The following is a 22,419-nucleotide window of genomic DNA, read 5'->3' as shown; positions in this document are numbered from 1 at the left end:
AACCGATACGCAAGCGCTGGTGTCAGCCGCTGCGAAGACATTCCGGGAAAAGGGCTATCGCAACTCCACCATCGACGACATCGCCCTGGCCGCGGGCATATCCCGGCCGACGGTCTACAAGTACACCCGCACCAAGCAGCAGCTTCTCGATCTCATGGTCGACGAGATGACCAGGAAGCTGGAAGAGGAGCTGCGCAGCGTCCAGTCCTCCGCCGACGATCCTGTGGAACGCCTCCAGAAGACGATCATGGCGCACATTCAGGCGTCGTCGGCGAACAGGACTTTCTACGCGATCGTGTTCAGCGAGGAGGCCGAACTTTCCGACGCGGCACGAAAGACGTTCCGCAGCTGGGCCCATCAGCAAACGAAGGAATTCGCCTCGCTGCTCGACGAATGCCTTGCCGCGCGCGCCGGTTCCCGACGGAAGCGCCAGGACGTCGACACCCGGATCGCGGCCAACCTGCTCGAATCGATGCTGGCGACGCTGTACCGGTGGTATGACCCGGAGGGCAGCACCTCGCCCGAACACCTGGCAGACCAGATCTGGTTACTGTTCGGGAGCGTCTTCGAATAACCGCTGCGCCTCGGGGCGATCGGCGGCCGAAAGTTGTCGTACCGGGCTGCGATGATGCAGGTATGACTTCGGCGGCCTCGGTGGATTCTGCGCCAATGCTCCCCAAGGAGCGCTTGGCGGTGTTGTTCGCCGAGTTGTCGGAGTTGGCCGGTCAGCGCAACGCCATCGATGGGCGCATCGTGGACATCGTCGCCGAGATGGAGCGTGACGAATTGTGCGGGATCACCGGCGCGCGCTCGGTGGCGCAGTTGGTGGCCTGGAAGCTGGGCACCTCCTCGACCAATGCTCACACCTTCACCACGGTGGCGCGGCGGGTCCAGGAGTTTCCGCGCTGCGCCCAGGGTCTGCGGGAGGGCCGGCTGTCGTTGGATCAGGTCGGGGTGATCGCCGCGCGCGCGAGCGACGGCTCCGATGCGCACTACGAGCAGTTGGCGCGCTCGGCCTCGGTCAGCGAGTTGCGTACCGCGGTGCGGCTCGAACCGCGTCCCGAACCCGACCCGAACCCGCGTCCGCAGCCCTCTATCACCAAAACCACAGGCGAGGAGGGCAGCTGTTGGCGGATCCGGCTGGGGGCTGTGGAGGCGGCGAAGTTCGACGCCGCGCTGGCCGCCCATCGCGACGCGCTGATCGCGCAGTGGAAACACGACCGCGGCAATAGCGACGGCGAGAATACATCCGAGACCGCGCCGCCGATGCCGGGCACCCTGGAGGCGTTTATGCGCCTGGTCGAGGCCGGCTGGGACGCCGAAACCGCCCGCCGGCCCCACGGGCAGCACACCACGGTGGTGATGCACCTCGACGTTGAAAACCGCGCGGCCGCGCTGCACCTGGGTCCGGCGCTGACCGAGGCCGAACGTCTCTACCTGAGCTGTGATGCCACCTGCGAGGTGTGGTTCGAACGCGACGGCCAACCGATCGGCGCGGGGCGCACCACCCGCATGATCAGCCGGCGGCTGCGCCGCGCCCTCGAACACCGCCACCGCACGTGCGCGGTCCCGGGCTGCGGGGCCACCCGTGGCCTGCACGCCCACCATATCCGGCACTGGGAAGACGGCGGGCCAACTGAGTTGGCCAACCTGGTGCTGGTCTGCCCGTACCACCATCGGCTGCACCACCAAGGCCACATCATCATCGCCGGACCCGCCGACCAACTCACAGTCAGCGAGAGCGACGGGCGAGAACTCAGCGCCGGATCACTGGCGCGGACACCCACGCGTCCCCCGCCCGCCGTCCCCCCGTACCCCGGACCCACCGGCGAACGCGCCCAATGGTGGTGGTACGACCCCTACCAACCCCAACCACCACCACCCAACTAAACCGGCCGGCGCATCGAAGCTGAAATCGCCTGAAAGGCGATACTTTCAAACGCCTCCTGCCAATAGGGGATCGTTGAGGATCAACGCCGACAACCACGCTCCCACCACCGCCGACCCGACACCGACGGCCCTCACGACAACCCGTCTGACATGCGCGCACACCGATCAGAGCCAAGCCGAGCTTGATTAATACTTACTAATTAGTAAAGATAGGCGTAGCGAACGGTGACGATGGAGACAAGACATGCACGCGGTGTCGTACACGAGGACCGGTCCGGCTAGGGCGGTGCTCGGACTGGTAGATCTGCCCGTTCCGGAGCCGGGTGTCGGAGAAGTCCGTGTCCGCATTCATGCTTCCGTCTGGTTCCACATATCAAGGTCGAGCCGCTGCCGGCGAGCACCGCGCAAGCCCACGAAGTCGTCGAGGCCGGGATAGGCGGGGAAACGTGGTCATCGACGTGGTGCCCCCGCTACCCCTGAACGCACAAATCAGACAGTCTCTATCCGCGGCACCGGCATAGCCAGTCCATACCATCGCCGCCGCAAATGGGCGGCCCAGGAGTACACCATGGCACGCACATTTACCGTTCCCAGAGTCGAGGAAATCACCTACGGCCCTGGGTCATTCGACACGCTGAGCGACATCGTCGGCGCGCACGGGGGGCGCCGGCCCGTCGCCATCATGTCGGGATCGTTGGCCGCGACAGAGCTCGGACAAGCGCTTTGGGACCAATTCGGCGCCAACCTCGTCGGCGTCTACGCCAGCGTCCCGCAGCACGTGCCCAGGGCAGCCGTTCTCGAGGCGGCCGCGATGGCACGCGACGGTGGCGCTGACAGCGTGATCAGTATCGGCGGCGGGACCCCCATCGATTGCGCCAAAGCCGTAGCGATGTGCCTGGCAACCGGCATCACGAAACCCGAGGACTTCGACAAATACCGGGTTCGTTTCACCTATCCCGATGTTTACGACGTCCCTGACATCCCCGGACGCACCATCCCGCATATCGCGGTTCCGACCACGCTGTCCGGCGGGGAACACACAGGGCTGGCGGGGGTCACCGACGAGGTCACCCGCACCAAATGTGCCTACAGCGGGCTAAGCCTCACGCCGAAAGCGGTCATCCTGGATCCCGACGTGGCGGGGCGCACTCCCGCCTGGTTGTGGGCGGCCTCCGGAATTCGTGCCGTCGACCATGCGGTCGAAGGAATCCTTTCAGCGAAGAGCATGCCTATGGCAGATGCTCTCGGCCTCGAGGCACTGCGCCTATTGGCCGCCAACCTCGAGCGCAGCACCAACAACCCCTCTGACACGCAGTCGCGAACCAACTGTCTACTCGCCAGCTGGCTATCGATATTCGGCGCCACCAACGTCGGCATGGGTCTGTCCCACGGGATTGGACACCAACTCGCCGCGCAATTCGACATCACCCACGGCATAACGTCGGCCATCATGTTGCCGCACGTCATGGAGTTCAACGCCGCGCTCACCGCGCCCCAACTGCGCCGCATCGCCGAAGCGCTGGGGCGCGACACACACGACTTAGACGAAGCTTCTGCTGCCCAGCAAGCCATCGCGGCCGTTCGAGACCTCGTTACCCGCCTCGACGTCACCAACACCATCTCGGCAGCAGGAGGCAGCCGCGACGCCCTGCCCGCTTTGGCCGAGCACATCATGGGAGATGCCGCCGTCGCAGCAAGCCGACGACCTGTCAGCAAGGAAGACGTCCTCGCCCTCCTCGACGCGGCATGGTGATGGGCGCTACCCACCGAGTGCCAGTTCTCCGCAACGAGGGGTTCGGGTTCTTCGCCGGCGGCGACCTCGTTCACTTCGCTAACGTGGCGAACTTGGCCGCCGAGCTCGACTACGTTGCCGGATCGATCCATGAAGCCGCCGAAGTGCTTACGACTGCGTAGCCGCCGGCGGCGGAGCCGGACTGCGCTCGTCGGAGACATCGTCATCGGGAATGGGAACCTACAACGACGCGAGCACTTGTAGCTTCCCGGACTGACCGGCGGATTGCGAGCGTTCTACCTTCGGGTTTGCAGAATTCTCAGCAAAATGGCGGACCGGATTTCCTCATCTTGATGGCGGATCCTAGAACCGTACGGTTGCGCCGGGCTGCCCCCATCACCACCTCTGATCCATGGGTCTAAGGCGAAACAACTGCCGCATAAGGTCTGGGAAGTTGCGCTTGAGTCAAATCTTAGAGTGCCATCTGAACAGCGCGCTTTAGAAGCCCGCTTGCTCCGGTGGAGCGGGTCTAGCCCCAGGCAAGTTTTGTGCACTCGGATCCGAGACTCTCGGATGAGAGTGCGTTTACTGGCGTTGGGGAGCGAGGCGCTTCAACGCGAGTCCGCCCTCGAATGGGCGGTAGCCGAACGCGGCCGGGGCACGGTAGCCGGTGTCGTCAAGGGGCGTATGCACTTCGGCCACGGTCGGCCCGATCTCAGCTGCGATCGGCGCCAGAGCAACGAGGTCGAATCGGTAAAGCCGAGCCGCGTTGTCGGCGAGGATTTTTCGGCACTCGCTTTCTGATCTGTTGTGTAGCGCCCACCGGATGGCCAGCCTGGATTGAGGAGCGAAGCCTTCCTCGTGCGGGTAGTCGCTTCCCCAGAGGATGTGGTCCGCACCCATGAAATCGATCATCACTGATTCGAAGGGCGCCAATTCGCTGGCCAGGTAGCAGTTCCGCTGAGCGTACTGACTCGGCGTGAGGGTAAGCCCGTCGACCGAGGAGCCACCGAACATGCCGTACGTGCGGTTGCCGGCTTCGGATTTCATCGTCGGCACCATCGCATCGAGCGTCATCAGTTGCTGCTGCACCCACAGTGTGCCCTGCTCGGTAGGCGCGAACCTTAGCGTGGGGTGACGCTCGAAAACCCCGGCCAGGATGAGATGTCCCAGGCTGCGCTGGGCCCACAGCGCCATTTCCGTGATGAGCACGGCGTTGGATGCCGGCTGATCCATGGGCATTGCCGGACTTCCCGGGCCGCCATGCTGCACGATCGTCAGATCCAGTTCGCTGCACAGCTGCCAAATCGGCTCATATCGAGTGTGGAACAGCGGGGCGACATTGGGGTCGCCCGGCGACACCGGGGGCAGCAGCACTCCACCGAAGCAGCCTTGCTCGTTGCCCCAACGGATTTCGTCCAGCGCGGCATCGACGTCGTTGGGGAATACCTGGATCAGTCCACGCCGGCGTGCGGGCGCCAGCGAACAAAAATCGACCTGCCATCGGTTGTGCGCCTGCACGCCTGCCCAGCGGTGTTCGAACTCTGCTCGGTTCTGGGGCAACGAGATGGTGATGTTGGGCGACGTCGGGAAGAAGGGCGGAACGGTGTTGGGCAGCAACAGCTCCGCTGCAACCCCGTCAGCGTCCATCTCGGAAATACGCAACTCGTGGTCCCAGTTCCGCTTTGCGGTGGCGATGATCAAGTCATCGAAAGGACTGGCATACGTCTTGGCCCACGCGTCGAAGTCGTCGTGGAAAGCCTTCGGGAGATACGGCTTGTACTCGAGGAGGTCGGCGCCGGCGTGGGTATCGGCAGAAATCACGGTGTAGCGGGACGGGGTCTCAAGGGTGGCCATCAATCATCTCCTCAATGAGAATGCGACACCGGTCATTGTCTCGTGGCCGATAACTTATGCATGATGAATGTTTCGTTCAGCGGAATCAACCCTGTCCGGGGAGCGAGGGTAGTTCTAGATGGGATCGAATGCCGAGATAAGCCAGTTTCCATGGCTTTTGGTCATACTGACCATGACGCTGCTGGCGGTCTGAACCGGCTCAGGTTGATCCTTGCTCGTTGTGGTCTGATCGAGGAAGACCAGCACCCTGGCCGTTTCTGGGCGCAGTTCGCTGATGACCGCGCGCTTGACCGCTGCTTGGGTATTGACGGCTTTCTGCTTGGCTGCTGGTGCCACGATCTGATCGGCGAATTTTCCGTAGTAGGTCAAGAAGTCACCGGTCAGGTGTGACTTTGCACCAGCCAGGTCGCTTTCCAGTTTGTCGGGTGTGTAGGACAGCAGCGCGACGGTTCCCTCGGTTGCGGCACTGATCACCGCCTTTGCCGCAGCGTCGTTGGTCTGCTGGTCGTGTCGATATTGGCCGAAGTACAGTGTGGCGGTTCCGCCGGCGGCCGCCACCACTAGCAGACCGATGATGAGTAGCGGCCAATGCGATAGTGCGCACCGTATCCGGGTGCGGAACGTCTTGGCGTTCTGGTCTGCAGGCGGCATTTGATCGTGACCGCAAATGTCCTTGCGTTGGTCCTCGCCGACCGCTGCGGCGGTTAATTCCACGTTGAGGTCGTGGTTTTCGAGCTGCCCGATGGTCATGGGATGAACTCCATGCTTGACATCTTGATTTTCCCGCCGTCTCGGGCCAGTTTGACGCTGAGCCGCCAGGAACGCGGCTGCTCGGGGGCGCCGGCGGTATTGGAGAGCGTGGAGCTGGCGGCAACGGCCACGACTGCGGTGTCCTCGGTCATGGATTCCAGGCACGCGGCTTGCACGGTCGTCTTGGTCGAGACCTTCGCAGTCTGAGCGGCTTTGACGAACTCCGCGGCTGCGCCGCGGAAGTCGTCTCTGAACTGGCCGGTCGAGCTGTCGATGATGCGCTGTACGTCGTCTTTGGCGCTGTCGGCGCTAATCGACATCAGGGTGACGACGACTTGTCGTGCGGCGGCCGTGAATTCCGCCGCGCGCTGTTGTTCGCCTAACAGCTGATCGTGGTGTCGGACCATGACAGCGCTTGCGGCGAGAAGCGCTGCGGTGCAGAGCATCCCGACGGCAGCCACCATTGTGGTCCGTTTCGGGCGGTGGAAGTGTGTCTTCCTCTCCCGTCGGGTTTTGCTACTTCGATTGGGCAGTTCAGTGGCATCGGTGATGTCCGGATCGGCGACGTCATCCGCGGGAGTTGCCGACGTATCGTCGGCGGGGGTCTCAGCGATTTCTGCCGATGCCGTGTCGGTTGCTTCTGTCTGTTGGCGTTGCCGCATGGACTGGACGCGGGCCCGGGCAGCGGCGGCGAGCGCTTCGGCTTCGGCAGCATCTGCCTCCGCTGCCTCGATGAGCTGAGCATCGACGGGCCGCTCTGAGGTGACATCGAGAGGACTCGCGTCCCGTTTCAGGGGCGAATTAGCGGCGGGCATTGCCGTGCTCTCTCCGTTTCCGCCGTGTGCGAGCGAAGCTGGCCGGGCGATTGGTTGATACAAGCGGCTAGTAGCGCACAAGGTAGCGTCGTGCGGCGCGGTCTTGGACCGCAGTTCCCGCTGAGTGAGCATTCACCTCGGCGCCTTCCGAGCGCCGAGTTACCAGTGACGCACCGAACACAATGCGCCTTTGGCGCCGTTGTTGGTGGCCACGACTGTCCCGTCCACGGCGAGTGCGCAGTGAAAGTCCGCCGTGGCCAGCGACGATCCGCTGGTGGCCACGACCATCGCCCATTGATCGGGAGCTGCCAACCAGACGTCCCGGGTCCACCGCGTATCTGGACCCACGTCGGCCTCAACCTTTGGGCTGAAGCGGTAGGGGTCGTGGCTGTATTCGGCCCAGTCGGGTGGATCGGCGTCGCGGAAGTAGATGTCTGCGGTGACGCGGCGCTGCGCGGTAACGGTGTAGGTGACGTGGTGCAGCACCGGCTCGTCAGCGCGGGTAACCGGCGTCGCGGCTGCGACGGTCGCGACGACGATTGTCGCCGCCAGCCCGGCTAGGGACTGCGCGGGACGCCTGAGCATCTTGTTCGCCACCGTCACGTGGGGTGATTTAGGTGTCGCCACGAACCCAGCGGGGTGCACCGTCGACAGACAGGCATGTGAGGAACAGGCCATCGGGGGCTTGTGCGACCGAGTTTTCGAAGCCCTCGCAGTTGGAGTTCTCGTCTTTGATTCCCCACATCGAGGGCGAACGGAAGTACCGCGGTTCATAGCGCCGCGGAGATCCGCAGAAGACCAACCGGCCCCACGAGGTGGTGCCGAACACGAAGTGGGTGGTATCCGGGCACGGCGCGCCCAGCACGACACCTCCGGTGATACCCGGGACGCAGGATGGGTTGTCACATGCGGACGGTGCGGCCCACACATGGGGTGTGCAAGCCACAAGGGCCGTCACCGCCATGGCTGCGGGCAGGATCGCTCGCACCGCAAGAGTTTTGAAACGTGGGGATGCGACAAGACCCGCGTGTTGCCGGGGTATGGACAGTTTCATTCTCGACCCCTCACCCCGCCTTGACGAGCTTGAACGGCATGCTGATGAACCACGTCTTACTTCGTCCGCAGGCGCCGCTGACGCCGGTCGTCTCGTCGGCGCCGGTGAGAACGGGCGAGGTTGGATCGACGGCATCTCCGTCGGGGTTGGTGGGAGCGAACCTGAAGACCTGGAATCCCTGAGCCGCGGTTCCGTCCGGGCAGGGCTGCCAGTTGTCGACGATGTGCTTGACGAACCAGACACCGCCGGTTTGATAGATCGGTGCCCGCCAGCCCCAGTCACTGACTACCGTGCCGGTGCATTCGGTGGGATAGCTGCACGTCGTATTGATCGTCCAGATGCTTCGGATGCTGGCCTCATTGTGAAAGATTTCGTTGGTCTTGGCCCACTCCCCGTTTGATGTTGCGGTGTAGGTGCCGTTCAGGCCCCAGTCGCCGGCCGCGCTGCCCGGGGGCGCAGTGCTTAGCGACGCGATCACGACGGCGCCGATGAGGGCTGCGGTCTGGAGACCTGGGTGTGTGCGCCTGCTCATGTGGGGAAGAGGTCTTTCCAGGACCGCGTGCCGGCGTGAGAGACCAGATCCGATTGGCGATATACGGTGCCGTCGGGGGTGGCGTACCGGCCGGTTCGCGGGTCATAGGTTGCGACGGCAACCGATGGGCCGGCCCGCTGGGGTGTGTAGGCACTCGGCGCGGCAGCCGGGGCTGGCCCCGCGGAACCGTCAGGTGGCGGAGCTGAGGCCGGGGCGGGCAGCGGCGAATCCGGCGGGGGCGCGGGCGCGGGGCCGGCCGCTGGCGGCGGCGGGGTGCCCTCGAGTGGTCCGAAGATTTGGTCTCCGAAGGTGACGCGGTCATCGGGTGGGACGCCCTGCGCGACGAGGTTGGGATCGAGGGGGTAGGGACCCAGGACGTGTTGGCGGATCGCCAACGGCTCGAAAGGTTTGTCGCTGTTGCAGATTTCGACCGTGGGCGCGCGCTTGCCGGGATGGCCCATGCACGGGTAGTTCCGGGCGCCGCGCACCCCAATGGGTGAATCCTGCGGCAGTTTGCAGTACAGGCCGTCGGGAGTGTCGATCACCGTGGTGTCCTCTGGTGACCGCCACGACGACGGCGGCAAGAACCCGACCGTGCAGGCGGGCGGGTCACCGATGGTGAGGGTGAAGTCGCCCAGGGAGTATCCGGTGGGATTGTTCTTGGGTGCGCCGTAGGACTGAGTGGAGGCGATGGTGGGCGGCAGCAACACCAGCAGCTGCTCGAGGGAGGGGTGATACGTGACACCGACCTGGCCCAGCGTGGTGAGGTTCGCCAGGAGCATCGGCAGCGTCGGCTTGACCTGGTTGAACAGGCGTGACGCCTCATCGGCGGCGCTTGGTGCCGCCCGCAGCAGAGTCCGGGTGTGGGCGTCGTCGCTGACCAGTTGTTGGCTGATGCCGGCGAGGCTGCGTGCCCACGTGCGGATGGCGTCGCCAGATTGCGCCTGGCCGTCGAGCAGGGGCCGGCTGTCGTCGATGAGGGTGCGTGACCGCTCGGCGTTGGCGTTGGCGTCGCCGATGAGTTGTGACGAGGAGTCCAGCAGCGACCCGACGTCGTACCCGGATCCGTTGAAGGCCTTGAACGTTTCGTCGAGCAGGCCGCTGATCTTGGTCTTGGGGACGCTGTTGATCAGTGCGCTGACCTGATCCAGCATCGGTCCGACGGCCTGTGGGATCGAGGTACGTGCTGCGGGAATGACGGAGCCGTCGTGTAGGTAAGGTCCGGCCGCCGTCGCTGGCTGCAGGTCCACATATTGCTCTCCGACCGCCGACACGCTGAGCACCTCTGCGCGCAGATCCGCCGGGATTTTCGGGTTGGTGTTCAGCGACAGTGTGGCCACGGCGCCAGCGCGGGTGGGCCGCACGTCGGTGACTTTTCCGACCTCCACTCCTCGATAGGTCACGTTGGAAAACGGGTAGAGTCCGCCGGTGCCCGGCAATTCCAGCGTGACGCGCATGCGGCCGACGCCCAGCAGGGTGGGCACTTGCAGGTATTCGACGATCATCACGGTCATCCCGATGACCGACGCGATGGTGAAGATGGTCAGCTGAATTCGGACGAAGCGCGTCAACATCAGCGGTCCCCCACATCCTGTGGCACGAAGTCGGTCGGCGCCGGGATCGGTGGCTGGCTGAGCTGTTGGGTGGTCACCGGGGCGCCGGCTGGCGTTGGCGGACCGGCCATGGGCGGCGTGGCCACCGCGTTGGGCGGGGCCGTGAGGGGGGCGTTGAGCGGATCCTTGGTGAACGTGGCATACCAGGGGTCTCCCGGAGCGGGCACCAGCGTGGCTCCTTCCTGCCCCCATCGTGTGCCCAGCAGCAGTCCCCTCTTCAGCCGCGGGATGGTGAAGTCGAAGGTGATGAACTCGTTCAAATAGTCGCCCCGGATCGCGCGGTCAATAAAGTTCTGCGGGTAGGGGTAGGCCGGCACGAAGGCCAAGACGGTGTCCAGGCTGGGGCCGACGTCGGCGAGTGCGCGCACCGTCGGCTCCAGGTTTTTCAGGTTGGCGACCAGATCGGCGTGCGTGGCATTGATCAAACCTGTGGCGGTGTTGCTGAACACCCGGAATTTCTCCAGCGCGGTCGTGATCCTGGGCCGCTCTTTGATCAGAACGTCCAGTGCGGGCGGAATCCGTTGCAGTGCTTGGGTTATGACGCCGCTCTGTCCGGCCAGGGTGCCGGCCAGGGTGTTCAACGCCGCGATGGATGCGTTGATGTCATCACGCTGGGAATCCAAAACACCGACGAAGTCGTTCAAATGCGTCAGCAGATCGCGGATCTTGTCCTCGCGCCCGCCCAGTGCCGCGTTGAACTCGTTGATGAGGCCTCCGACCTTGCCCAGTCCCCCACCGTTGACGACAACTGACAGCGAGGACAGGGTCTGCTCGGTGGACGGATAGGTCGAGGAGCGTTGCAGACCGATGGTCGCCCCGGGTGCGAGCCTGCCGGCCGCGGGCACGCCCGGTGGGGGGTTCAGTTCCAGGTGCATCGAGCCCAACAGACTTGTCTGGCCGATCCTGGCGATAGCGTTGGCCGGCACCACGGCGTCGGGACGCACCGAGATATCCACGTCGGCGTGCCAGTCGCGCAGCGTCATCTTGCCCACGCTGCCAACGACGACGTCGTTGATCATGACCGGCGAATTAGATTCCAGCGTACCGACGTTAGCGATTTGAACGTGGTAGGTCACCGCATCCTGGCCGTGTCCGACAGTGCCGGGCAGAGGCAGTGAATTGAGACCATCGAAGGCGCATCCGGTTGCCGTCAACGCCACCCATGACGCGATCGCTGCGAGACGACGCGTTGATCGCGATCCGGTCATGGTGTGCCTCCGGCGGGCTGCGGTGCGGCCGGCAGCGGTGGCTGCGGACCAGCCGGCAGCAGCATGTCCTGCAGGTTGGCCGGGCCGGGGGCCGCTGGGGCTGGCCGGGGCACTCCCGGTGGGATTGGCGCGCGGGGGAACAGCGCTGGCGAAGGGTCCGCGGGTAATCCGTTGGGGGCGTAGATTCCCGGGGGACCCGGCGGCAATTCCCATCCCGGAGGGGGTGGTATGTCGCCCGCGCCGGTGTACGCCGACACCGCGGGTGGATCGGTCGGGATGGGGGGGACTCCGCCCGGCCCGCCGGGCATCAGGTTCGGATCCGAGTAGACGAGGTTGTCCGGGCTCGGCGATTTGGCCAGATAGGCATTGAACGGGATCGGCAGGTAGTTGAAGTTGATCAAACGCAGTGCGGGGCCGAGGTATTGGGCGCACAGCTTCGCCGTCTCGGACGCGGTGGCATTCTTGACCGCGCCGATCGCCGAGCACACCAGTGCCACCGGATTGGCGAAGTTCGACATGGCGAAGGCTCCTCGTGCCGTTCCGGAGTCCGGGCTGTAGATGTTGTACCCGTTGGCGATTGCGTTGGGCGCCACGTGCAGGAGGTTTTCCACCGCCATGCGGTTGTCGGCGAGGTTTTTCGTCACGTTGGCCAGTCGTTGAATCTGCTCTGCGGTCTGGTCTCTGCTTCCGGCGATGAATCGGCGCACCTCGCCGACCGCCGAGGACAGGTTGGTAAGCGCGGCGTCCAGGTCTGACCGGTTGCCGTCCACGACGCTGCTCACCGTGGCGAGGCGGTCTTGGAATTCGACGATCTGGACGTTGCTGTCGCGCAGCGCGGTAACGAAGATCTGGAGATTTTTGATGATATCGACGATGTTGCCGCTACCGCCGGCGAGGATGCGCCCAACTTGAGACAGCTCGGTGATCGTCCGCCTGAGCTTGTCGCCGTTGCCGGCCATGGCATTGGCTGCGCTGTCGATAAAGTGCCCGAGCGAGCTGGTGGAAAGGCCGCTTGCGGGACCTAATTCGGTGGCCAGCCGCATCAGTTGCGTTTTGACCTGATCCCACTCGACGGGCACCGCGGTTCGCTCCACGCCGATCACCGCCCCATCGGCCATCGTCGGACCGCCGGTTCCCGCGGCTTCGTACGCGGGGGTCAGCTGCACATACCGTGCCGCCACCAGGTTCTGTGCCACTATTACGGCCTTGGCGTCGGCCGGGATCGGCACATCACGGTCGACGGCCAGTGTCATCTTGGCCTGGGTCCCTTGGGGTTCGATGGACTTGATGGTGCCCACCTTGACCCCCACCACGCGTACCTCGTCGCCGGGGTAGATGGCGGTCGCGGAGCTGAAGTATGCGGTAATCATCTTGGGCCCGAAGACCTCGGCATGTACCACGAAGGCCGTTCCCGCAGCGACAAGTCCCACCAATGTCACCAGTAGCGCCTTGGTGTACCACGCCTTGTTCGCCCCGGTCGCCATCATCGTCCTCCGGGAATGCCGTTGTGCGGCCAGGGGAATTCCGCGCGCGGGCCGGCATTGTCGGGTGGTTGACCCGCATTGACGCCTCGCCGGAATCCGAACGCGTAGTCCAGGAACGGTTGCAGGGCCTGCGCCGGGATCAGATTGCCGACGAATGCGTTGTAATAGAAGCCGTTGTTGACCGATTCACCTTGGGTTACTTGGTATTTGGCGAGTCCGACGATCGCCTTGGCGATGTTGTCGCGGTTTTTCTCCAGCATCGCGGTGACCGAGTTGAGTTTGGTCAGCGTGGGCGCCAGTTCTTTCTCGTTGTCTGCCACCATGCCCGAGAGTTGCTGGGCCAGCGCCGAGGTGTTGGCCAGCAGGTTGACGATCGCGTAGCGACGCTGGTTCAGAACTCCGAGCAGGTCGTTGGCATTGAGCAACATGGTGTTGACCTGCTGGCTGCGTTCCGACAGGATGCCGGTGACGTCGGCGGCGCTTTTGAGCAGATGGGCCAGCGATTCATTCCTGCTGTTCAACGATTGCGACAGTCTGCTCAGGCCGTCGAACGTGGGCCCCAGTCGTGGTGTGATCCGCTCGATCGTCTCGGCCAAGGTGTCCAGGGATGCGTTGAGCGCGCCGGTGTCGGTCGCGGCGGTGTTGGCGGTGAAGTCGCTGACGGCGTCGGTCAGGGAGTATGGGGAGGACGTCCGATGTACCGGGATGACATCGGAGGCGTGCATGCGGCCGGTGCCTGCGGGCTCCAAGGCCAGCATCCGCGCACCCAGCAGGGTACCCGTCCTGATGTGGGCCGTCGTGCTCGATCCCAGGTGCACCTTGGCGTCGAGGCTAAACGTCACCAATGCTTTGCCATGGCTGAGCGTGACGTCGGAGACCGTTCCCATTTTCACGCCCGACACTCGGACGTCGTTGCCTGCAGTTAGGCCTCCGGCCTCGGTGAACAGCGCCTGGTACCGAATGGAGGTGGCCATCGACAACAGCTGTTGGGGGTGCAGGCCGATGATGATGACTAGCGTGACCAGCACGAACGCGATGAATCCGGCCCGGATAAGTTGTGCGCCGCGATATTTCAGCATCAGGGTTCCCCGCATCGTCCGGTGTTTTGGGTGATCCACGGGAAGACGGCCGTGCGGCCCTGAAGGTCGGTGACGCGAATGGAGATGCCGCACAGGTACTGGTTGATGAAGCTTCCGTAGGCGCCCAGCCGCACGAGCTTGCGGTAGTTTTCTGGAGCTTTCTGCAGCGCGAGGTCCAGCCGCGCCTTGTCATTGTCGAGCAGCGGAGCGAGCCGATTGAGTTGGTCGACGGTGCCGGCCAGCGGCGGACGGGCCTGGGTAAGCAGGTCGGCTAATGATGCGGTTCCCTTGTCGAGCGCGGTGATGGCGTCTCCGATCGGATCGCGGTCGGCCGACAAGTCGGTGATGAGCCGCTCGAGGCGCTCGACCGTCGCCGAGAATTTGCTGACGTCCTTGGCCACCGTGGCGACCACCTCGTTAAGATTGTCGATCAATCGCTGCACCACTTGCCCGTTGTCGGCCAGGGCGTTGGAGAACGATGCGGTCTTGGTGAACAACGACTCCACATCGCCGCTGCTGCCTTGCAGAATCTGGATCAATGAGTTGGTCAGCGCGTTCACCGATTGAGGGTTAAGGCCCTGAATCACCGGTTTGAGCCCACCCAACAACAAATCGAGATCCAGCGCCGGCTCGGTGCGGCTTATCGGAATCCGCGAGCCGGGCGGCTGGATCCCGGCGGAACCGGGCGCGTCGAGCAGGTCAAGGTAGCGATCCCCGACCAGGTTGAGGTAACGCACGGCGACCCGCGTGCTGGTAGTGAGCCTGACCTCGCGGTTCGCGTCGAAACTCACCAGCACCGCGTTATTCGATTGCAGCGCAACATCGTTGACTGTGCCGACCCGGATCCCGGCGGCACGCACCGAATCACCGGTCTTCAGGCTGGAGGCGTCGCTGAACACCGCGGAATAGCCATATGTCGAACCTGTGCGGTACTGCCCGAGGATGGCGAACAGGGCGGCCGTCAGCACAATGGTCACCACCGCGAACACCCCCAACTTGACGGTCGTCCCAACCGAGCCCGTCATCCCGGCATCCCGATCTGTGGGGTGTTGCGCGGCGGCCCGTCGATCGGTCCGAACAGCCATTGCTTAAGGCGATTGGAGTTCAACAGGATTCCCTGATTTCCGTACTGCGCCTGGTTGGCATCAATGTCGGTGACCAGGTAGGGCGGGCGGTGCCCGAAGCCCACGTCCGGTAGTCCCATGCATTGCGGACTGCCCGTCGCCGCGACCTTGGGGAGGTTCTGCGGGTAACGGTAGCGTTCGGTGCCCAGCAGAAATGAATCCAGCAAAAGGACACCCGGCACGGGCAGGGGCGGACCGGTGGCCAGCGGCTTGAGGCCAGCCAGGGCGCAGGTGATGGCCTGGTTGTATTTGTTGGTCAGGTTCGTGGTGGGGACCAGCAGGTGAAGGACGGCAGTGAACGCCTGCGCGTTGCCGGCCAGGACGTCGTTTCCGATGTCGGCCAGCGCGATCGCGCTGATGAGCGCGGTGTCCAGATCACGCTGCCGGTCGACCACGGTGTCGCTCAGCCGGGTCGCATTTTGCGTTGTCTTGACCAGGTCGGGGGCCGCGTCGGCGTAGGCGTTGAGCACCTGTGGGGCCACCGAGAGTTCGTGGCTCAGGGAGGTCAGGCTCGGGTCGATTTTGGTCAACAGGGTGTCCAGATCGGCCAGGGTGTGTCCGAGTTTGTCACCGCGGCCGCTGAACGCTTGCGCGAGGGCGCCAAGGGTCTCATTGAGCTTCTCGGGTTCGATCTGCGACAACACCGACACCAATTGCTCGAATACGGTGTCGATTTCGACGGTGACATGCTCGGAGTCAAGGATTTGGCCCGCCTTCAGCGACTGGGGGGAGGGATCGGGCGGCGGAATGAGTTGCACGAATTTCGACCCGAAGACGGTCGTGGATTCGATGTCGACGCCGGTATTGGCGGGAATCAGATGCAGCCAGGATGGGTTGATCGCCAGGTGAATCGCGGCCCGGCCGTCGGGCAGGTTGTCGATCGAGGAGACCTTGCCCACTTGTGCACCATGCAGCTTCACCTTGGCGTCGGGGTTCATCACCAGTCCCGCCCGGGGCGACAGCACCGTGACCGGCACCGACTCGATGGCACCGCCTTCGAACAACACGATGGTGGCCGCGACGATCGCGCCGATCACACCGACGGTGGCCAGCCCCAGCAAGGGGCGAACAGCGTTGTTCCACATCAGCTTTCTTCCCCTAGCCCGACAAGTTGAAATTGCCGTTGGCGCCGTAAATGGCCAGCGAAACCAGCAGGGTGACCGACACGATGATGATCAGGGAAGTGCGCACCGCAGTGCCCACTGCGACCCCGACACCCGAGGGTCCCCCGCTGGCGAAGTAGCCGTAGTAGGTGTGGGTGAACAGGATGGCCAAGGCCATCAGGATCGCCTGCAGAAATGACCACAAGAGGTCGGTTGGGTTCAGAAACGTCGAGAAGTAGTGACCATAGAGTCCCCCGGATTGCCCCAGCACGACCACGGTGGTGAATTGGCTGGCCACAAACGACAAGATGACCGCGATCGAGTACAGCGGCGTGATCGCCAGCATCCCGGCGACGATCCGTGTGCTCACTAGGTACGAAACGGGGCGGATCCCCATACTTTCGAGCGCATCGATTTCCTCATTGATGCGCATGGCGCCCAGTTGGGCGGTCACGCCGGCGCCGAAGGTGGCTGCCAAGCCGATGCCGGCGACAATCGGCGCCGAGATACGGACGTTGATGAACGCGGCCAAAAAGCCGGTCAACGCCTCGATGCCAATATTGCCCAGCGAGCTGTATCCCTGGATGGCCAGCGTCCCACCCGTCGCCAAGGTGAGGAACCCGACGATGACCACTGTCCCGCCGATCATCGCCAGGGTGCCAGCGCCCATGCTGATTTCGGCGATCAAGCGGATGATTTCTCGCCGATAGCGGGTGGCCGCAAACGGTGCCCCGGCGATCGCTTTCCCGTAGAACGCGACGTGGTCACCGATGCCGGCCAGCGCGGTGACCGGTCTGTTGATTTCTCGGGTCAGGCCCGGATATGCCGCTCGCAGTGTCACCGTCTGCCTACTTCGCCGTCATCTGGATACCGATAGCCGTCACCACGACGTTGATGACAAACAGCGACATGAACGCGTATACCACCGTCTCGTTGACGGCGTTGCCCACAGCTTTGGCGCCGCCACCGGTGATCGTCAGCCCGCGGTAGCAGGCCACCAGGCCGGCGATCAGACCGAACAGCAGCGCTTTGACCGAGGAAATGATCAATTCGGGCACCCCGGTCAGCAGCGTGATGCCCGCTGCGAATGCACCCGGGTTGACGTCCTGGACGAACACCGAGAACGTGTAGCCACCCAGAATGCCGATGATGCAGACGACGCTGTTGAGCAGCAGTGCCACCAGTCCCGACGCCAGCATGCGCGGGGTCACCAAGCGCTGAACGGGATTGATTCCCAACACTTCCAAAGCGTCGATCTCTTCACGGATGGTGCGCGAGCCCAGATCGGCGCACATCGCCGTGGCGCCGGCGCCGGCCACTATCAGCACAGTGACCAGGGGACCGACCTGGGTGACCGCCCCGAAGGCCGCACCCGCCCCCGAAAGGTCGGCCGCACCCAGCTCGCGCAGCAAGATATTGAGCGTGAAGCTGACCAGCACGGTAAACGGAATGGCTACCAGCAGCGTCGGCATCAGCGAGACGCGCGCGACGAACCACGACTGGTCCAAGAACTCTCGTCCCTGAAACGGCCTGCGGACAGCGAACTTCGCGGCATCGGCCGCCATCGCGGCCAGCCCCCCGATGGCCTGCATGGGCCCGGCCAGCTTGGCGCCAAACGACGAAAGCCCCGGCGACCAACGGTCGGGCGCCTTCGTGATCACCGGCTGTGGCTCCTTCACCTCGTCGACAGCAGACATCGCAGCTCGGGTCACGCCTTGCACCACATCGGTCCGGGCTGCGTCGAGCAGAACCCTCCCAGTCGGGTGAGACGTGGACCACACGATGTCCCGCTTACCGGGACGCCTATCCATCGCTGCGGATCCCGCGCGAGGGCACCCGAGCCGGGTCCATACCGGGCCGTTCCCGCCGAGGAGAGGACCACCCACCGGGACATGCGGCTGACATTGCCGCTTCCGCGGAGCACCATCCCCGTTGTGAACAGTCCTCAGAGATATGCGAATCGCCGCGTCTTGATCAGCGGGGGTGGCTCAGGCATCGGACAGGCAACTGCGCTGCGCGTGCTGGAGGAAGGCGGACGAGTTGTGGCCGCCGACATCAGCGAGTCCGGGTTGAAGGACACGGTGGCCAAGGCCGACACGCATGCGGACCGACTCACCACGGTGACATTGGACGTCGGAGACGAGCAGTCCGTCCGCGACGGTGTCGGCCGGGCGCTCGCAGCGCTGGGAGGTCTCGACACGTTGGTCAACGCGGCGGGGATTCTGCGCTCAGCCCATTTCCTGGACACCACCGCGGCCGATTTTGAGCAGGTACTCCGCATCAACCTGGTCGGCACCTTCCTGATGACCCGCGAGGCGATCCCGGCCCTACGCGAGGGCGTCGGTCCAGCGGTGGTCAACTTCAGCTCCACCTCGGCGGCCTTTGCTCACCCGTATATGTCGGCCTACGCCGCTTCCAAGGGCGGAATTCAGGCGATGACACATGCGTTGGCCATGGAGTTCAGCAAAGAGGGAATCCGGTTCAACTCGGTGCAGCCGGGATCGATTTCCTCCGGAATGACTGATGGCACAGGAGAATCGAAGCAGAGCATCGGTCCGGGCCTGCCCGCTGACGTCGACTTCTCCCTGTTCGGCAAGGTTCAGCCTGTGCTTCCACTGGCCGACGGCGCGATCTTCGCCAGACCGGACGCCGTAGCCGCCGTGGTGGCCATGCTGGGCTCTCCCGACGCCTATTTCATCACCGGTACCGAAGTCCGTGTCGACGGCGGCTCGCATATGTGAGCCGAACCCAGCGGCCCCGCCGAGAGCAGTCCGCGATTGCGGTGGGTAACGGCGTGTTGTCTGATCCTCGGCCCCAAGCAGAATGGAACGAACGTGAAGGCGCTCATACTGGGCATCTGCCTGGCGCCGGCGGCCTTAGGGCTCGCGCCCGTGGCCCACGCGGAGATGCGAACCGGCAATTACCAGCTTTTGATCACCGGCAGGTACGACTTCCATACCTGGATCTGGGCGATTTCGTCGTGCAGCGGTGACTGTGTCAGCGTGAGCGCGATACCCCAACCGGTAGCCAAGGCATTCGAGTACAACGGCAGCGCTCGATTCGCCGATGGCCGCTATACCTTGAGTGTCGACGTTCCCGACGGTCTGCGCTGTGGTGACATCTACTACGGGCCCGTGATACCCACGCACGACGTCTACGCATGGGATGCGTCCACGCTTGCTGGCTCGTTGGACTCCTCGTTTTCCTCGGGCTGTAACGGGTCGCCGGCGGGAACTTACACGTACCCGTTCACCCTGGTGCGCATGTAGATCGTGCAGCCTAATGTTTTCCCGTGCGCGGCGAGTGGCTAACATCAACGACTCTCGGTCACCGGTCCGCAGGTGTCGGTAGCGGTGATCGGCGATGCGAAGACAACGGCCTGGATCCGGCCGCCAGTGGGGCACCGAACCCAGCCCGTCATCGGGCCGCGTGTAACGACCAAGGAAGCTGGCGGTACACGGCTTTGGGCCATCTTGATCCTGTAGACGAGACAGTTGCAATCCATGATCACCGGCACGGTGGCTACGTCGGCTGCGCTTCGGCTCCCCGGGCGAGAGCGGTCACCATCGTGGGCATGCTCGCGCGCAGCATCAGCCAGATCAGCGGTCCCGTGAGCGGGAACCGTGGGCGAAACGTTGCCTTCCACACGATGCGAGATCCGCTAGAGGTCGTGGATATGTGGACATCGGCGCGGTGATCGGTGACGGGGATTCCCGACAGGATGGCATAGGCGTGGTGGTGCGGCCGATCGGCAATGAGGACCTTCTCCCGCATGGTTAAGCCTCTCAACATGATTCGGCGGATAGCCCCTATCCGGGAGCCGGCCGTTCCTGGGTACTCCCAGTCGGCGGTCCGTACACCGTCTAACCACTGCGGCCATCGCGCGACGTCAGTGAGCAAGTCGTAGACGACCGGCGCTGGCGCCGCGCATGTCCGCTCGAAGCGGCATGAGTAGCGCATAGCGTTGAAGCTACGGGATCAGGGTGCTTGTACCGGATCGGCCGTCCCGACAGTCGGGACGTTCCGAGTTGCGTGGACAGCCCTGCACTGAGCGGCCGGCTTGGATCTATCAGCTGTGAGCGAGATGACTCCCGGTGTATGGACACCGACCACCTGTCTGCGGGCCGACTGCGCTGATGATGGTCAGAACCGGAATGCGTGATGACGGAAGGCATCAACATGGACACGCCTGATGTAGACGAGGTGGTCACCTATGCAGTGACCTCCGGAGTCGCTGTGGTCACCATGAACCGTCCGCGCTACCGCAATGCGCAGAATTCGGCGATGACCTACGCCCTGGATGCTGCGTTTAGGCGCGCAGTGAACGATGACGAAATCAAGGTGATCGTGTTAGCGGGTGCCGGCGAGCACTTCAGCGCCGGTCACGATATCGGCACCCCCGAACGTGACCACAACGTGCGCTATGAAAATCGGGCGGTGTTGTGGTGGGACCACGTCGACAAGCCAGGCGGCGACCAACGTTTTGCGCGGGAGACAGAGGTTTATCTTGGGATGTGCCGAAGGTGGCGCGAAATCCCGAAGCCCACTATTGCGATGGTGCAAGGCGCGTGTGTGGCCGGTGGTCTGATGCTCGCCTGGGCCTGTGACCTGATCGTGGCCGCCGATGATGCCTTCTTCAGCGATCCCGTTGTGCGCATGGGTATTCCGGGCGTCGAATACTTCGCACACCCTTGGGTGCTCGGGCCCAGGTTTGCCAAGGAGATCCTCTACACAGGTGAGAGGTTCAGCGCGCAGCGCGCCTACGAAATCGGTATGGTCAATCGGGTCGTCGCACGGTCGCAGCTACGCGGTGAAACCTTCGGCCTTGCAACGCGTATCGCGGCGATGCCCCAATTCGGGCTCGCGCTGGCCAAGCGGGCGGTCAACCAATGCGAAGACCACATGGGATTACGCAATGGCATGGACGCTGTCTTCGGTCTTCACCACTTCGCGCATGCCCATAACGCCGAGATCGGGACCGGCCCACTCGGCGGGATGGACGCCAAGGCAATGACTTCACCTGCAAATGCTGAGGGAACCAGTTCTCGTGCTTAGCAGGGAATTACGCCACCAGCTGGCTGTCCAGTTGGCGCAGGCTGAGCGGAGCCGCTCACCGATCGCTCCGCTGACCGCTGTTCACCCGGACATTGATGTTGTGGACGCGTATGAGATTCAGCTGATCAATATCCGTCAGCGGGTTGCCGAGGGGGCTCGGGTGTTGGGGCACAAGGTGGGGCTGTCGTCGAAGGCGATCCAGCAGATGATGGGGGTTGACGAGCCGGATTACGGGCATTTGCTGGACGAGATGCAGTTGTTCGAAGACACCCCGGTCAGGGCGAGCCGGTATCTGTGGCCGCGGGTGGAGGTGGAGGTGGGTTTCCTGCTGAACGCCGACCTGCCGGGGGCCGACTGCACCGAGGAGGACGTGCTGGCGGCGACCGAGGCGCTGGTGCCCTCGATCGAGTTGATCGACACGCGGATCACCGACTGGAAGATCGAGTTGTGCGACACCATCGCCGACAACGCGTCGTCGGCGGGCTTCGTGCTGGGCCAGGCGCGTGTCTCCCCGTGCGAGGTCGACGTCAAGGGCATCGATGCGGTGCTGCACTGCAACGGTGAGGTCGTCGCGAAGGGCCGCACCGATGCGGTGCTGGGCAACCCGGTCACCGCGGTGGCCTGGCTGGCGCGCAAGGTGGAGGGCTTCGGGGTGCGGTTGCGCAAAGGGGATTTGGTGCTGCCGGGATCGTGCACGCGCGCGATCGACGCGCACGCCGGCGACGAGTTCGTGGCCGAGTTCACCGGGCTGGGTTCTGTTCGTTTGTCGTTCGAATAAGAGGAGCGTCATGCCGGCTAAGGCGAGTGTGGCCATTGTCGGGTCGGGAAACATCAGTACTGACCTGTTGTATAAGTTGTTGCGGTCGGACTGGTTGGAGCCGCGGTGGATGGTGGGCATCGACCCCGACAGTGAGGGGCTGGCCCGGGCCCGCAAGTTGGGGTTGCAGACCACCCACGAGGGGGTGGACTGGTTGTTGGCCCGGTCGGAGAAGCCTGATCTGGTGTTCGAGGCGACCAGTGCCTACGTGCACCGCGACGCCGCACCGAGGTATGCGGCGGCGGGGATTCGGGCGATCGATTTGACCCCGGCGGCGGTGGGCCCGGCGGTGATCCCGCCGGCGAA

At 64.1% G+C, this 22,419-nt stretch carries 22 protein-coding genes and 1 pseudogene; 8 read left to right on the top strand and 15 right to left on the bottom strand.

The genetic code is table 11. The features are described 5' to 3' along the window. Positions 1 to 19: 19 nt before the first annotated feature. From A9X04_RS24380 to A9X04_RS24370, 3 genes are all read left to right on the top strand, one after another. A complete protein-coding gene (locus A9X04_RS24380; RefSeq protein WP_158243983.1) occupies positions 20 to 574 on the top strand; it encodes a TetR/AcrR family transcriptional regulator in 555 nt (184 codons plus the stop codon). A 62-nt stretch (positions 575 to 636) separates the two neighbouring features. Beyond that, positions 637 to 1,890, top strand: coding sequence for an HNH endonuclease signature motif containing protein (locus A9X04_RS24375; protein WP_067926198.1), 1,254 nt, complete (start codon positions 637 to 639; stop codon positions 1,888 to 1,890). A gap of 568 nt (positions 1,891 to 2,458) precedes the next feature. After that, positions 2,459 to 3,643, top strand: a complete 1,185-nt coding sequence (locus tag A9X04_RS24370) for an iron-containing alcohol dehydrogenase (protein ID WP_067926196.1) — start codon at positions 2,459 to 2,461, stop codon at positions 3,641 to 3,643. Between the two features lie 564 nt (positions 3,644 to 4,207). On the opposite strand, the gene A9X04_RS24365 is transcribed toward A9X04_RS24370, so the two are convergent. The 14 genes from A9X04_RS24365 to A9X04_RS24300 all read right to left on the bottom strand — a co-directional run bounded on the left by A9X04_RS24365 (position 4,208) and on the right by A9X04_RS24300 (position 17,938). Continuing rightward, entirely contained in the window at positions 4,208 to 5,479 is a 1,272-nt protein-coding gene (locus A9X04_RS24365; protein ID WP_197509355.1) for an amidohydrolase family protein, read from the bottom strand. Positions 5,480 to 5,593: 114 nt separating this feature from the next. Continuing rightward, positions 5,594 to 6,229, bottom strand: coding sequence for a twin-arginine translocation pathway signal (locus A9X04_RS24360; RefSeq protein ID WP_197509353.1), 636 nt, complete (start codon positions 6,227 to 6,229; stop codon positions 5,594 to 5,596). Next, on the bottom strand, positions 6,226 to 7,044 hold the full coding sequence (locus A9X04_RS24355) for a hypothetical protein (RefSeq protein ID WP_067926190.1): 819 nt from the start codon (positions 7,042 to 7,044) through the stop codon (positions 6,226 to 6,228). The genes A9X04_RS24360 and A9X04_RS24355 overlap by 4 nt, the downstream gene beginning before the upstream one ends. Before the next feature lie 159 nt (positions 7,045 to 7,203). Next, positions 7,204 to 7,647, bottom strand: a complete 444-nt coding sequence (locus A9X04_RS24350; protein WP_369829015.1) for a hypothetical protein — start codon at positions 7,645 to 7,647, stop codon at positions 7,204 to 7,206. Between the two features lie 10 nt (positions 7,648 to 7,657). Then, entirely contained in the window at positions 7,658 to 8,008 is a 351-nt protein-coding gene (locus A9X04_RS31755; protein ID WP_067926187.1) for a hypothetical protein, read from the bottom strand. A 100-nt stretch (positions 8,009 to 8,108) separates the two neighbouring features. Further along, a complete protein-coding gene (locus A9X04_RS24340; RefSeq protein ID WP_067926184.1) occupies positions 8,109 to 8,630 on the bottom strand; it encodes a hypothetical protein in 522 nt (173 codons plus the stop codon). Continuing rightward, positions 8,627 to 10,204: an MCE family protein gene (locus A9X04_RS24335; RefSeq protein WP_067926181.1), complete on the bottom strand. Its 1,578-nt coding sequence runs from the start codon at positions 10,202 to 10,204 to the stop codon at positions 8,627 to 8,629. The genes A9X04_RS24340 and A9X04_RS24335 overlap by 4 nt, the downstream gene beginning before the upstream one ends. Beyond that, a complete protein-coding gene (locus A9X04_RS24330; protein ID WP_067926178.1) occupies positions 10,204 to 11,451 on the bottom strand; it encodes an MCE family protein in 1,248 nt (415 codons plus the stop codon). The genes A9X04_RS24335 and A9X04_RS24330 overlap by 1 nt, the downstream gene beginning before the upstream one ends. Beyond that, positions 11,448 to 12,935, bottom strand: coding sequence for an MCE family protein (locus A9X04_RS24325; RefSeq protein WP_067926176.1), 1,488 nt, complete (start codon positions 12,933 to 12,935; stop codon positions 11,448 to 11,450). Before A9X04_RS24325 ends, A9X04_RS24330 begins: the two co-directional genes overlap by 4 nt. Then, complete coding sequence (locus tag A9X04_RS24320; protein ID WP_067926353.1) at positions 12,935 to 14,014, bottom strand: MCE family protein; 1,080 nt, start codon at positions 14,012 to 14,014, stop codon at positions 12,935 to 12,937. Before A9X04_RS24320 ends, A9X04_RS24325 begins: the two co-directional genes overlap by 1 nt. Continuing rightward, positions 14,014 to 15,039, bottom strand: a complete 1,026-nt coding sequence (locus A9X04_RS24315; RefSeq protein ID WP_067926173.1) for an MCE family protein — start codon at positions 15,037 to 15,039, stop codon at positions 14,014 to 14,016. Before A9X04_RS24315 ends, A9X04_RS24320 begins: the two co-directional genes overlap by 1 nt. After that, positions 15,036 to 16,223 (bottom strand): MCE family protein, encoded by a 1,188-nt coding sequence (locus A9X04_RS24310; protein WP_067926170.1) that lies wholly within the window; start codon positions 16,221 to 16,223, stop codon positions 15,036 to 15,038. The genes A9X04_RS24315 and A9X04_RS24310 overlap by 4 nt, the downstream gene beginning before the upstream one ends. Before the next feature lie 13 nt (positions 16,224 to 16,236). Beyond that, entirely contained in the window at positions 16,237 to 17,082 is an 846-nt protein-coding gene (locus A9X04_RS24305; protein WP_067926167.1) for an ABC transporter permease, read from the bottom strand. A gap of 7 nt (positions 17,083 to 17,089) precedes the next feature. Continuing rightward, complete coding sequence (locus A9X04_RS24300) at positions 17,090 to 17,938, bottom strand: ABC transporter permease (protein WP_067926164.1); 849 nt, start codon at positions 17,936 to 17,938, stop codon at positions 17,090 to 17,092. A 237-nt stretch (positions 17,939 to 18,175) separates the two neighbouring features. Between A9X04_RS24300 and A9X04_RS24295 the strand changes: the two genes are divergently transcribed. After that, positions 18,176 to 18,982, top strand: a complete 807-nt coding sequence (locus tag A9X04_RS24295) for an SDR family NAD(P)-dependent oxidoreductase (RefSeq protein ID WP_067926161.1) — start codon at positions 18,176 to 18,178, stop codon at positions 18,980 to 18,982. Between the two features lie 93 nt (positions 18,983 to 19,075). Further along, the gene (locus tag A9X04_RS24290; protein WP_231980640.1) at positions 19,076 to 19,510 is read left to right on the top strand and encodes a hypothetical protein; all 435 of its coding nucleotides are present in this window, start codon (positions 19,076 to 19,078) and stop codon (positions 19,508 to 19,510) included. A 253-nt stretch (positions 19,511 to 19,763) separates the two neighbouring features. Here A9X04_RS24290 and A9X04_RS24285 read toward each other — a convergent pair whose 3' ends face one another. Next, a complete protein-coding gene (locus A9X04_RS24285; protein WP_067926158.1) occupies positions 19,764 to 20,201 on the bottom strand; it encodes an SRPBCC family protein in 438 nt (145 codons plus the stop codon). Between the two features lie 219 nt (positions 20,202 to 20,420). Between A9X04_RS24285 and A9X04_RS24280 the strand changes: the two genes are divergently transcribed. The 3 genes and pseudogenes from A9X04_RS24280 to A9X04_RS24270 form a co-directional block, all read left to right on the top strand. Beyond that, entirely contained in the window at positions 20,421 to 21,296 is an 876-nt protein-coding gene (locus tag A9X04_RS24280; RefSeq protein WP_067926347.1) for an enoyl-CoA hydratase, read from the top strand. After that, positions 21,268 to 22,074, top strand: a complete 807-nt coding sequence (locus A9X04_RS24275; protein ID WP_197509350.1) for a 2-keto-4-pentenoate hydratase — start codon at positions 21,268 to 21,270, stop codon at positions 22,072 to 22,074. Before A9X04_RS24280 ends, A9X04_RS24275 begins: the two co-directional genes overlap by 29 nt. Before the next feature lie 10 nt (positions 22,075 to 22,084). After that, a pseudogene (locus A9X04_RS24270) lies at positions 22,085 to 22,419 on the top strand (acetaldehyde dehydrogenase (acetylating)); the annotation flags it as partial.

The sequence above is a fragment of the Mycobacterium sp. E3247 genome, assembly GCF_001667785.1.
In the GTDB taxonomy this organism is placed as follows: domain Bacteria; phylum Actinomycetota; class Actinomycetes; order Mycobacteriales; family Mycobacteriaceae; genus Mycobacterium.
The sequence above is the reverse complement of the archived record's forward strand: the minus strand, read 5'-3'. Positions and strand labels throughout refer to the sequence as shown.

Coding starts and splice junctions, on each gene's coding strand:
- A9X04_RS24320 (WP_067926353.1), bottom strand. CDS start 14,014: ATGCTGAAATATCGCGGCGCACAACTTATCCGGGCCGGATTCATCGCG.
- A9X04_RS24330 (WP_067926178.1), bottom strand. CDS start 11,451: ATGACCGGATCGCGATCAACGCGTCGTCTCGCAGCGATCGCGTCATGG.
- A9X04_RS24280 (WP_067926347.1), top strand. CDS start 20,421: ATGGACACGCCTGATGTAGACGAGGTGGTCACCTATGCAGTGACCTCC.
- A9X04_RS24340 (WP_067926184.1), bottom strand. CDS start 8,630: ATGAGCAGGCGCACACACCCAGGTCTCCAGACCGCAGCCCTCATCGGC.
- A9X04_RS24315 (WP_067926173.1), bottom strand. CDS start 15,039: ATGACGGGCTCGGTTGGGACGACCGTCAAGTTGGGGGTGTTCGCGGTG.
- A9X04_RS24360 (WP_197509353.1), bottom strand. CDS start 6,229: ATGACCATCGGGCAGCTCGAAAACCACGACCTCAACGTGGAATTAACC.
- A9X04_RS24310 (WP_067926170.1), bottom strand. CDS start 16,223: ATGTGGAACAACGCTGTTCGCCCCTTGCTGGGGCTGGCCACCGTCGGT.
- A9X04_RS24275 (WP_197509350.1), top strand. CDS start 21,268: ATGCTGAGGGAACCAGTTCTCGTGCTTAGCAGGGAATTACGCCACCAG.
- A9X04_RS24370 (WP_067926196.1), top strand. CDS start 2,459: ATGGCACGCACATTTACCGTTCCCAGAGTCGAGGAAATCACCTACGGC.
- A9X04_RS24355 (WP_067926190.1), bottom strand. CDS start 7,044: ATGCCCGCCGCTAATTCGCCCCTGAAACGGGACGCGAGTCCTCTCGAT.
- A9X04_RS24375 (WP_067926198.1), top strand. CDS start 637: ATGACTTCGGCGGCCTCGGTGGATTCTGCGCCAATGCTCCCCAAGGAG.
- A9X04_RS24285 (WP_067926158.1), bottom strand. CDS start 20,201: ATGCGCTACTCATGCCGCTTCGAGCGGACATGCGCGGCGCCAGCGCCG.
- A9X04_RS24365 (WP_197509355.1), bottom strand. CDS start 5,479: ATGGCCACCCTTGAGACCCCGTCCCGCTACACCGTGATTTCTGCCGAT.
- A9X04_RS24325 (WP_067926176.1), bottom strand. CDS start 12,935: ATGGCGACCGGGGCGAACAAGGCGTGGTACACCAAGGCGCTACTGGTG.
- A9X04_RS31755 (WP_067926187.1), bottom strand. CDS start 8,008: ATGGCGGTGACGGCCCTTGTGGCTTGCACACCCCATGTGTGGGCCGCA.
- A9X04_RS24335 (WP_067926181.1), bottom strand. CDS start 10,204: ATGTTGACGCGCTTCGTCCGAATTCAGCTGACCATCTTCACCATCGCG.
- A9X04_RS24300 (WP_067926164.1), bottom strand. CDS start 17,938: ATGTCTGCTGTCGACGAGGTGAAGGAGCCACAGCCGGTGATCACGAAG.